The sequence below is a fragment of the Acidobacteriota bacterium genome (genome assembly GCA_016713675.1).
Lineage (GTDB): Bacteria > Acidobacteriota > Blastocatellia > Pyrinomonadales > Pyrinomonadaceae > OLB17.
Genome location: JADJOS010000004.1, coordinates 259835 through 270809, shown reverse-complemented (window position 1 = coordinate 270809; position 10975 = coordinate 259835). Strand labels below are relative to the sequence as shown.

Below are 10975 nucleotides of genomic sequence, written 5' to 3'. Positions count from 1 at the left end.
GGCTTTTGTTTTGTAAAATGTTGGATAACTTAGACTTTCCCACTCATAAGTTCCAATTATGACAAAAACTATATTTATTGCCGGTTCCGGCGGGATCGGCGAGGCAGCGGCACTTTTGCTGCGGGAATGGTGCGAATTTGAGACGGCAATTATCCTCGGCGATGTGTCTGAGGACAGTCTGCGGAAAGCGGTCGCGCTGGTGACGGGTAACTCGTCGAAGACGACGTCCGTCGAGACCGTTGTGATGTCGCGTGACGGTATCAATGACGCAATGAGATCGGCGTTCGAACGGACGGACGTACTGCTCGATTGTTCGCCTGGCGGACAGGCTCCTCGGATGGCGAGATTTGCGGTGGATTTTAAGTTTCATTATGCAAATCTTACTGAATACGTAGCCGAGACCGACGAGATCACGACGATGGCAGCGGATGCTGAGACCGGATTTATCCTGCAGACGGGCCTTGCCCCGGGCTTTATCAATGTAAAGGCGATGGAACTCTATAACGAGTTCGTCCAGAAATATGAGAACGAAAAGGTCGAACGGGTCGGGATGAAGGTCGGGGCAATGACCGCTCATGCCCACGCACCGCACTTTTACGGATTTACATGGTCGCCGATCGGTGTGGCGACGGAATATGTTAAGAATTCCCGGGTCATTCGCGATTTTGAGATCACCGAACGTCCGGCGCTTTCGGCCCGCGAAACGATCGTCATAGGTGCCCGCACATACGAAGCCGACCTGACATCGGGCGGTGCTGCCGATCTGCCTGATTTTTTTGAAGGGAAAGCACGGCAGCTCGATTACAAAACGCTGCGGTACGTCGGTCATTACAATTGGGTCGAATCGATCATCGAAACGCTTTCAAAGGATGAAGGCCTGCCGGATCGACTGCAGGACGCGATGTTGCAGGCGGTTCCTTCGGTCGAGGACGACCTCGTGCTGGTGCATGCATCGGTTGACGGGTTTGATGTGCGTGGGAGGCGTCGAATGATCGAGAAGGCCTATTTTGTCGAACCGCTCGAGATCAACGGCCGTCATTTGCGGGCGATACAGACGACGACGGCCGCTCCGCTGTGCGAATCGGCGATGATGCTGCTCGGCGGCAATTACAAAGGCGTTGTTCTGCAGAGCCAGATCGATCCCGGCTCGTTCATGCGAGGGAAATTCGTGTCGAGCGTCTACAAATAAATAGTTAGCCGGTCGCCCTCGACCGGCTGAAATACTCGAACAAAAAAGGCGGAGCGGGAATTAACCGCTCCGCCTTTCAATTTTATGTTCCCAAATTACGGAACATATGCACTTGGCGTCGGTACGTCACCCGCTGCACCAAACACCTGAATGAGTGTTCCGGCGGTTGTCCGCTGAACGAACCAGGTATTGGTTGACGGACGGAAGACTGCCGTATCGAACCGGTCGTCGCCGTCGTAGTCTCCGGGAACAGGAATGTCTCCGCTCGCTCCGAACGGTGCCGAGTAGAACGAATTATCTTCGCTCCGCAGGATATACCATTCGCCGGTCGCAGGACGCCAGATAGCTATATCGGTCTTATTGTCGGCCGTATAGTAGCCCTGAACTGGCTTGTCCGTCAAATTACCGAATGTGAGTGCGTACACGACGGCATCGATGCTGCGTCGGATCCACCACTGGCCAACTGCCGGACGGAAGATCGCGACATCGGCCTTGCCGTCACCGTCGTAATCACCGACAACAGGTTTGTCACCAGCCGAGCCAAAACCGAAAATGTCGGTTCCTCCGATCGACTTCTGAATGAACCACGTGTTGGTCGATGGCCTGAATACTGTCGGATCGGCTTTGCCGTCACCATCGAAATCGTATGCAAGCGGCGTATCACCGGTCGTTCCGAATGGGAACGAGAAGAACGAAAAGTCTTCGCTCCTCAAAACGAACCAAGCTCCGGTCGCGGGTCGGAAGAAAGCGAGATCGGCCTTTTGGTCGCCTGTGAAATCGGCTGGGACGATCTTGTCAGCGGCTGAACCGAACGGCAGAGCAAGTGTGGTTCCGTTTGACGAACGCTGAGCCCACCATTCGCCTGCCGCCGGACGAAAGATCGAAACGTCGGTCTTGTCGTCGCCGTCATAATCAAACGGGGAACGGAAATTATTCGCAGCCGAAGCCGTAACGGTAAAGTTGACGTCCGACATATCAAAGAAGATATTGCCGTCCCCCTCGACCTTGATGCGTCCTTGTGTGGTGGCGATATTCGGTATCGTGACCGTCTGCGTGCCGTCGTTTGGCGTACTCGAAAGCACCGTTATCGGGAATGTCAAACCGCCATCCGACGAGAAGCTGATCTTCACGTTGGCCGCGTTTACAGGAGCTGCCGAAGTTCCGGCAACATTCCAAGTGATGGTTTGCGACGAGTTTCCGGCCCAACTAACTGCAGTGTTCGGGGCAGTGACGTTAAATGGTCCTGAAACGCCATCGACGTTGACCACGACCTCTGCAGAATTTATTCCGCCGCCGTTCGCACGGTTATCGCGAACAACAACCTGAAAATTCATCGTGCGTGTGATCGCCGGAAGCAGTTCGCCGGTCATAGAGCCGCCCGTAGTGTTGGGCGGAACATTTGCGTTGTTCCTGATGAACTGGAGTGACGGGAAGTACCTGATACCGTTCGTCTGCGGAACGTAATTTCGGAACAACGGCCGCGGGATGCCGTCAGCATCGCTGTTCGGCACCGTCGTGGCCGCACCGCTGACACCGCCGGCATTGTACTGCTGCCAGTCATAGGTGAGTGTGTCAAAGTTTGGGTCGGTCGCCGTAGCAGCGAGGGAGAATGGTGTCCCTTTTGGAATGTTGTACGGCCCGGGGGTGGTCAACGTTACGGTCGGGGGCACATTTCCGGTCGCTGTCTGAGCAGAACAAGTGTTGCCGTTATTTACCTGACTGAATGCAACGATCACCACCAGGCTGCGAACGTGCATCGTGTCGATACTGTTCGGTGCAAGGTCATTACTGCCGCAAAGCCCTGCATAACCCATGATCGTGATCCCGCTGCCGGGCTCGAACGCATTAGCACCACTTCGGTTCCCGCTACATCCACCGACCGATGCATTGAAAGTATGGTTCGATCCCCATTGGTGGCCCATTTCGTGGGCAACATAGTCGATCGCAAACGGGTCGCCAAACGGACTCGGTAATCCGGTTGTCCCGGCTCCTTTTGAAGCCCCGCATGGGGAACTAAGCTGTGCGACGCCGCCGCTTCCGGTTGAGAATACGTGACCGATATCGTAATTAGCTGAACCAATAACTGTATTCAGATTTGGAGTATTTTCGTTTATCGCGTTCGAAGTGTTTGAGTACGGATCGTTTGCAGATGTACATGCCGAACCGCCGGTTCCTACCGGACAGGTCATGTTGTTGGCGGCGTAGACAACAAGGTCATTGTTGGCCACCATCACCATTCTCAAGGTGAGGTCTCGTTCGTAAACCCCATTGACCCGATTCATGATCAGTACCTGGGCAGCAAGACAATTGGCCACTGTGTTGTTCGCACCGCCTCCGGTTACTGCCGAGCAGTATTCAGCGTTAGCAGCTAGGGCCAATCGGTAGGTTCTTAGGGTTGCGCCGGAAGTAACATCGCTTGAGGTTTCCGGGATCTCAAACTTAGATAGGTCATAGATATCTGAAAATGCTTTTGAGCCGGTCTCGCATTTCCAGTCGTCGATCCGAGCCAGATCTCGTTTGAAATAGCTGACGTAATTTCCAGTGTCGCCGACAGCGTACGGATCGATCATTACGGTGCCATTTGGTGAAAGGATCATTGCGTGGAAACCGTTCGGCAGGAAATCGAGTCGTGCGGTCGCGGTCGGATCATCGAGGCCCTGGGCACTGTATGTGCGGCCCAATTCAGGATATTTGTCGACCAGACCCTGCTCGACGATCAGCGAATGAACGATCGAGAATCGTGAAAAACCGCCGCCGGGCATTGGAAGTTCGAGGATCGTGTCTGCGTCGCGCGGTGTAAACTCCTCAGGTGCCGAGGTCAAAATGCGTTCCAAATTCGTCTTGTCCAATTGAAACGTGCCGTATGATTCAGGCGTACGCGTACGCTGAGCCGGCCGGCGGCTCAATTCCGTATCATCGATCTGACGCCAAACCCTGATCTGCTGATGTGTTTGCCATACCAATGCCGGTAAGGCCGATCAACATCATAAAACCCAAAACCAAGCAGTAGTGCTTTTTCGCGAACATAAAACTATCTCCTTTTTGCGAACAATTAATGACGGTGGCCGATCTAAAATTCCGCCCTAAGCCGGACGACTGTTTTCAGCCGTAGAGAGGGGATCTTACTTCGTTGTAAATGCAAATAATCTTGAACGCGCAATGATACAAAATTAATTCCGAGCTGTCCACAAAAAATGCGGCAGCTCAGCCTTTTCGAGATAGTGAAAAATGTTAAAATTACGGTTTGCATTGGCGGCTTAGCATGACTGAAACGACCGAGATCACAACAAAGCAAAATACGGAACTGGTATTGCTGCCAACGGCAGAGGAAATATCGGTCATCTCGCCGGTCGAGCGGGCCGGATTTTGGCTTACGCATCGGATGAATTTGGGCGGTTGGAAGCGGCTAATGACGTTTTTTCAGCGGCATATCGGTTCGCTCTGGATCTATTTGGCAACTTACAACCTGATGAATGTTTTCGGCATTGAAAATGTCGAGAACGCTGATGTAGATACACCGCTGGTACTGGTAGCAAATCACCGTTCGTTCTTTGATATGTACACGGTCTCGAGCGTTATATTTCGCCGAACGAAGCGGCCGGTAACGTTGTTTTTTCCGGTGCGTGCGAAGTTCTTTTACGATAATCCGTTCGGTTGGTTCGTCAATCTGGTGATGGGCTGGTTTTCGATGTATCCGCCGTTCTTTCGCGAGGCAGGCGAAGCGAAGAAGCGTGAGTTCGATAAATATTCGATGCGTCGTCTCGTGCAGCTCTGCACCGAAGGACAAGGCCATATTATCGGTTTTCATCCCGAAGGAAAGCGTAACCTCGAAGGCGGTACGTACGACCTGCTGTCGGCGCAGCCGGGGATCGGGAAGGTCATATACTCTGCCCATCCGCAGGTCGTTCCGGTGTTCATCGCCGGACTCGGCAACGACCTTCCGAAGCAAATACTTGGTAACTGGACGGGCGGCCCCAAAGTCCGCATCTGGTTTGGCGAGAAGATAGACCTAACGGAGTTCTATTCAAAACGCGATGCGATCCGAACGCATAAGGAAATTGCCGACCATCTTATGTCGAAGATCGCAGAGCTTGGCGAGCAGGACCGTAAAGAGTTTACCAAGGCCGGTGATTAACTTTCTATTGGGGCTTTGCGGCGGCTGTATTTGAATTCGAGGAACCCGTGGTCGCAACCTGAAGCTGCGTTTCAGCTTCTTTTTGTAATTCTTCAGGCGTTTTCCATCCTGCCTTTCTCAGAAGTTCGATGGCAAACCGCACCGGCACGGCCATATTTGCGGCAGTATTCTCAGTAAACACCCCAAAATTAACACCGATCACCTTACCTGCTTGACCGAATAGCGGAGCGCCTGAGCCGCCCTCGGCGGTCTTGGCGTCATGGACGATTCGCTTTGCATCAAGATCGGTTATGGCCCCCTGCGTGGTCAGCGGGACGATCTTTTGAGATTGGGCGAGGAAATTGATCAGATTCTGACGCGAATTGCCGAATCGCTGATTGATCGATTTAGCTTCGTCGTCATCGACCATTGCGAGCAGACGGTCGGGACCGCTCGGATATCCCATGGTGACCACGGTCTTGCCGATCGCCGCCGAATCGGTATCAAAATCGAGCGGAAGCACCGGTATCTCGGCCGGCAGTGTCGCTGCGTCAACGGTTCCGACGCCGAGATCGTCTCGAGTGCCCAACTGCTTTATCTTCAGCGGAAAAGGTGTCGCGACGTTTGGAAAGTAAATGACAAGCCGTTTGACACGGGCTCGGCCGTTCGCGACCGACATCATTTGCTTGACAAGATCGTCCTCTTCCCACGGCTGAACTACGTGGCGGTTGGTGACTATATAGCCGCCGCCAACGTGAAATCCGGTGCCGATAAAATCGTATTCGACGGTCGAACCGTTGCCCTCGGTCGTCAGTCCGATCTGCGGCTGCGGCGGCGGGCCGCTCGGGTCTTCTGATTGTGTCGGTTCATATGGGCTCGGCCGATATGCCTGCGGATCGGCATAACGCAGGACCTTGCCGCTCTTTTTGTCGACCAGATCGTAAACGCCTACGATCAGACAAACGCCGCTGCCGTATTCGACCCGAAGATTTGGTGCGAGCGATACGGTCTTCATCATGTCCTTGTTCGTTTTGTCGAGCTCGCTGATCTGGTCGTTCGTCTTGCCGAGTTTGTCTTCGAGCTTGGCGATGATCTCGCTCTGCTGTTCTGATTGCTTGCGGCTCTCGCGAAGTTCCTTGTTCACCGCGTATCCGATATAGAAGATCCCGGTGATAAACCCGAGAACGATCACGAGCGTGATGAGCTTGGTCGTAAGAGAGATCTCACGTGCAAGTTCACGCGTGAATTCCCGAAGAAACGCCTTGGCGTCGTCACGTTTTGCCGAGCTTGCAGATTCGAGGGCAGCTTCCTCAATGAACTGAGCGATGTGAGGCTGTTCGCGATTGGTGGTGATCAGCGATGATTTGGTCTCAAGCGAAAAGAACGAGAACACAATATCCGCATTATCGACCGCGATCACATCGCCATCAGTTATAGCGATGAACCGCCGCATCGGCCTTTCGTTAATGCTCAATCCCAGCGATTCGTCAAAATCGATGATCCGATAGACGCCGTCAGCATTATCGAGGTCGAACCACATCGATCCGCCCTTGGCATCGGGCATGTGGATCTGCAGGTCGCACAATTCATCGGAACCGACGCGAATCCTTTCCTGCGAAAAAAATTCGGTTCGCTTCTCAGTGCCGACCGTGATGTGGATGATAATGCCGACTGCCATCAAGATAGTGAATAGCTAACAGTGAATAGTGAACAGTTAATAGCTAACAGTGATTAGCATACCAAAAACTGGGCATAGTAAACTACATTCTGTTAACTATTAACTTTTAACTGATCCACTTTTAACTGTTAGTTTGTTAGTTGTTCACCATGAAAAAATTCATCACCGACCGCGAACAGCTCGAAAAACTTGCACCGATGCTCAAGGCACCGCTTCGCAGGCACGTATTCGTCTGCACGGGCACCTCATGTTCCGCGGTCGGCGGGCAGGAAGTGATGGCTGAGTTCTCGCGGATCCTGACCGAGAAAGGCCTGCGTAACGGCAAGGAATCAAAAGGCCGCAACCCGCTTGGCGAGGTCGTCCTCACCGAATGCGGCTCGATCGGCTTCTGCTCCATCGGCACCGCCGTCATGGTCTACCCCGATGGCACAATGTACGGCCAGGTCATGCCCGAAGACGCCGCCGAGATCGTTGAGGAGCACTTGGAGAAGGGGAAGGTTGTTGAGAGACTGGCGTTGGTCAAGCTGTAGAAGTCTGTCTAGTAAAACTCGCCCTCGCATTTAACGTGAAGGTCAATATATTCTACGAAGCTAGGCGCTAATTCAATGAATCGATCTTCTTGAATAGGCCCAGCCCAAGGCGGCAAACCGTGGACAAAAGCTACTACTCTTCCTTTTCCCTCCGGCGTTAAATCAAGGAAGACTTCTGAACCTCCGCCATCACGCGAATGGTAGTACAGCATCGGGAGTCTTTGCCCAACGTCGAGCACAATCTATTTCGTGCAAAACTGTTCCGGCACCGTATTGACCGCTCTCGTCCCGGCCAACTAAATAGACGTCACCGAAGGAAACTTCTTCGTTTTCGGGCGGAATCTTTATGCAGAACTCATAATAGCCTCCGTTGGCAACTTGTAGGAACTCCAAAAAGTCACTCGGCAATGAAGTTCCGAGCAGTGATTCCACCTTAGAGATTTCTTCTGGCTCCGGTGGACTGCTGCTCGACTCTATTTCAATTTGTCGATATCTAGGCATGTCTGAATGAATGTCGTTGATAATACACCAATTTCGGTATTATTAACGACGTTTTTGTTAGATAGCGAAAAACTAAGGCGTTTTCTTTTTCTTGGTGAGGCCGGATTTGCGTTCGGATTTGCGGACGAAGCCCATTGCGCCGTAGAGCGGGCTGTCGTTGCCGAAGTCGGGATTGCCGGCGACGCCTTGGCCGACTTTTGAGCGTTTTTCGTCGAGAGCGGCGTACATATCGTCGCGGGCTTCGCGTTGCAGCTTGAGCTGCGCTTCGAGATCGTCGATCGCAGCGTCGGCAGCGGCGGCTGCGACGATGTCCGCGTCGAATTGCGACTGTGTCGTGCCGTTAAACTCGACATCTTTCGCACCTTCGAACCAAGCGTCGTTCATTACGTTGCATTGTTCCTTGACTCTCTTAACATTTACATTTGCCATCTCAATATCTCCCTAATGTTTTGTTAATAACCAATGAAACACGCCCCTTACCGCGTTTTCCCGAACATAATACACGCGAGCAAACCACACGTCAACACGATGTAAATCGACATCTACATCGTTTAATTTCCGATATTGCTCGTTTAATTTTAGCGATTGCTCTTTTAATTCTCGATATAGGTCTTTTAATTACGAAATAAAAGACCAAAGTCACCAGATAAATGTCTTATTTGGGAAATAAACGATATATTTCCGACGTTACATCGCTAAAAAAGAAAATAGAAGGCGTAATATGCCATCGACGACGAGTTAATACACATTTTGCTCTTAGAGCTTGGCAACATTGTCACCGATGCAAGGGCATGAGACAAAAGCTCCCCTCCTTGGTAAGGAGGGGAGCTAGGAACCACTGATTTTTACGTTACGAACAGACGCGTTCGGTGCGTGAGCGGTCGGCGAAGTCGGTGGGCCGAAACGGAAGCTTGCACGGATCTTATCCAGCATCCACTCGCTTTCATCAAAAACCTCGCGATTCTCAAATCTTAGAACACGGATGCCTTTTGATTCGAGGAAAGCAGTCCTTTCTCGGTCCTCGGCGGCACCTTTGCTGCTGAAGTGAAGAGAACCGTCAAGTTCGACTGCGAGTTTTTCGGAGGGGCAGTAGAAGTCGAGGATGTAATTGCCAACCGAATGCTGGCGAACGAATTTGCGGCCTTCGAACTTTGAGCCTTTTACTATTCTCCAGAATGTGGCTTCGGCGGGAGTAAGATTCTTGCGAAGGTCCTTGCGGAATTCACGGAGGAGCGGCAGTGAGTGAATGTCGGTTTTACGCCTTTGTCGTTCGCTCATCTTCTTTTTTTGTTAATCTAAAAACCACCCCGTCCGCCCAAAGCGGCGGCCACCCCTCCTTCGTAGGGAGGGGAGCTTTAAGAGTTTAACTCCGCATCACCGTCAATATCTCATCCACGACCTTCTTCGTATCGCCGAAGAGCATAAGCGTGTTTTCTTTGTAGAACAGGGGGTTGTCGACGCCGGCGTAGCCGCTGGCCATGCCGCGTTTCATGACGATCGTGTCGCGGGCTTCCCAGCAGTGGAGGACGGGCATGCCGGCGATGGGCGAGCCGGGGTCGTCCATGGCGGAGGGGTTGACGATGTCGTTGGCGCCGATGACCCAGGCGACGTCCGTCGAGCTGAATTCGTCGTTGACCTCGTCCATTTCGAAGACGATGTCGTACGGAATATTCGCCTCGGCGAGCAGGACGTTCATGTGGCCGGGCAGGCGTCCGGCGACGGGGTGAATGGCGAATTTGACCTCGACGTTCTTGGCTTTGAGGATCTTGACGACCTCAGCGAGCGAGTGCTGAGCCTGTGCGACGGCGAGTCCGTAGCCGGGGATGATGATGATCTTGCGTGCGTTCGAGAGCAGATCGGCCGCTGCGGGAGATTCGATCGAATGTACCTCGCCTGCGGGAGCTGCCGCACTGCTGCTGCTACTGCTGTCAGTTCCAAATCCGCCGAGCATGACGCTGACGAACGAGCGGTTCATACCCTGACACATGATGTAGCTGAGGATCGCACCGCTTGAGCCGACCAGAGCACCTGTAATGATAAGCAGATCGTTGCCGAGCATAAAGCCCGCTGCCGCTGCCGCCCAGCCCGAATAACTGTTGAGCATCGACACTACCACCGGCATATCGGCTCCGCCGATCGCCATGATAAAGTGAACGCCGAGAATACCGGTCAGAATGGTCGCGATCAATAGCGGCCATTGTCCGGAAGCCGAGTCAGGCGACATCAGGAAAGCCGCACCGAGACCGATCGTTGCAAGGAGCATGATCAGATTGATAATGTGCCGTCCGGGCAGCATGAACGGTTTGCCGCCGATGGTGCCGCGAAGCTTGAGGAACGCAATGACCGAACCCGTAAACGTGACCGAACCGATGATCACGCCGAGGAAGATCTCGACCAGGTGCAGAGTGTGCTCGCCCGACGACATCTGCTTGTGCGGTCCCAGATAGGTAGCAAAACCGACCAGAACCGCAGCGAGGCCGACGAAGCTGTGCAGCATCGCCACCAGCTCAGGCATCGACGTCATCTGAACGCGCGCCGCCAAAATAGCACCGATCACGAGACCAGGCACCAACGCCGCCGCCAAAACTGGCAGCCCACCGACCTGCATCCCAGCCGCCGTCGCGACCAGAGCGATCAGCATACCCAAAATGCCGTAAAGGTTCCCACGCCTCGCGGTCGTCTGCTGAGACAACCCGCCAAGGCTCAAAATAAACAACGCGCTCGCGGCGATGTAGGCGATAGTGATTAGTGATTGCTGCATGAATGATCTTACGGTGCCAATGACCGATTCCCACGGAAAGCTACGCGACCGACAGGGCTATGAACGCCTTCGACCGAGTTGCCGAATTCCAAGGGTCGTAAGTGATAAAAAACCAATTGCAGTCATAACGACTGCCGCGACGCTACCCAAGTATTCGACCCCATCTCCGTCCCGATCTCGCGTTATTTCAGCGATATATTGA

9 protein-coding genes are annotated in these 10975 nt (G+C 53.2%); 3 read left to right on the top strand and 6 right to left on the bottom strand.

Annotated elements, in window-relative coordinates:
- The first annotated feature begins 58 nt into the window (after positions 1-58).
- Positions 59-1189, top strand: a complete 1131-nt coding sequence (locus IPK01_14580) for a saccharopine dehydrogenase NADP-binding domain-containing protein (GenBank protein MBK7934664.1) — start codon at positions 59-61, stop codon at positions 1187-1189.
- A gap of 95 nt (positions 1190-1284) precedes the next feature.
- Here the strand turns inward: IPK01_14580 and IPK01_14575 are convergent, their stop codons facing one another.
- Positions 1285-4152: a hypothetical protein gene (locus tag IPK01_14575; protein MBK7934663.1), complete on the bottom strand. Its 2868-nt coding sequence runs from the start codon at positions 4150-4152 to the stop codon at positions 1285-1287.
- Positions 4153-4451: 299 nt separating this feature from the next.
- Here IPK01_14575 and IPK01_14570 point away from each other — a divergent pair, with 299 nt between their 5' ends.
- Positions 4452-5324 carry a 1-acyl-sn-glycerol-3-phosphate acyltransferase gene (locus IPK01_14570; GenBank protein ID MBK7934662.1) on the top strand — a complete coding sequence of 291 codons (873 nt, stop codon included), beginning with the start codon at positions 4452-4454 and terminating at the stop codon, positions 5322-5324.
- 4 nt (positions 5325-5328) lie between these two features.
- Here IPK01_14570 and IPK01_14565 read toward each other — a convergent pair whose 3' ends face one another.
- Entirely contained in the window at positions 5329-6981 is a 1653-nt protein-coding gene (locus IPK01_14565) for a trypsin-like peptidase domain-containing protein (GenBank protein ID MBK7934661.1), read from the bottom strand.
- 149 nt (positions 6982-7130) lie between these two features.
- On the opposite strand from IPK01_14565, the gene IPK01_14560 reads away from it, so the two are divergent.
- On the top strand, positions 7131-7511 hold the full coding sequence (locus tag IPK01_14560) for a (2Fe-2S) ferredoxin domain-containing protein (GenBank protein MBK7934660.1): 381 nt from the start codon (positions 7131-7133) through the stop codon (positions 7509-7511).
- Positions 7512-7700: 189 nt separating this feature from the next.
- Here the strand turns inward: IPK01_14560 and IPK01_14555 are convergent, their stop codons facing one another.
- The 4 genes from IPK01_14555 to IPK01_14540 form a co-directional block, all read right to left on the bottom strand.
- On the bottom strand, positions 7701-7943 hold the full coding sequence (locus tag IPK01_14555) for an SMI1/KNR4 family protein (protein MBK7934659.1): 243 nt from the start codon (positions 7941-7943) through the stop codon (positions 7701-7703).
- Between the two features lie 141 nt (positions 7944-8084).
- Positions 8085-8441, bottom strand: a complete 357-nt coding sequence (locus tag IPK01_14550; GenBank protein MBK7934658.1) for a hypothetical protein — start codon at positions 8439-8441, stop codon at positions 8085-8087.
- 399 nt (positions 8442-8840) lie between these two features.
- On the bottom strand, positions 8841-9290 hold the full coding sequence (locus IPK01_14545; GenBank protein MBK7934657.1) for an endonuclease domain-containing protein: 450 nt from the start codon (positions 9288-9290) through the stop codon (positions 8841-8843).
- 85 nt (positions 9291-9375) lie between these two features.
- On the bottom strand, positions 9376-10773 hold the full coding sequence (locus IPK01_14540; GenBank protein ID MBK7934656.1) for an NAD(P)(+) transhydrogenase (Re/Si-specific) subunit beta: 1398 nt from the start codon (positions 10771-10773) through the stop codon (positions 9376-9378).
- Between the last annotated feature and the right edge of the window lie 202 nt (positions 10774-10975).

Coding starts and splice junctions, on each gene's coding strand:
- IPK01_14540 (MBK7934656.1), bottom strand. CDS start 10,773: ATGCAGCAATCACTAATCACTATCGCCTACATCGCCGCGAGCGCGTTG.
- IPK01_14580 (MBK7934664.1), top strand. CDS start 59: ATGACAAAAACTATATTTATTGCCGGTTCCGGCGGGATCGGCGAGGCA.
- IPK01_14560 (MBK7934660.1), top strand. CDS start 7,131: ATGAAAAAATTCATCACCGACCGCGAACAGCTCGAAAAACTTGCACCG.
- IPK01_14550 (MBK7934658.1), bottom strand. CDS start 8,441: ATGGCAAATGTAAATGTTAAGAGAGTCAAGGAACAATGCAACGTAATG.
- IPK01_14545 (MBK7934657.1), bottom strand. CDS start 9,290: ATGAGCGAACGACAAAGGCGTAAAACCGACATTCACTCACTGCCGCTC.
- IPK01_14565 (MBK7934661.1), bottom strand. CDS start 6,981: ATGGCAGTCGGCATTATCATCCACATCACGGTCGGCACTGAGAAGCGA.
- IPK01_14570 (MBK7934662.1), top strand. CDS start 4,452: ATGACTGAAACGACCGAGATCACAACAAAGCAAAATACGGAACTGGTA.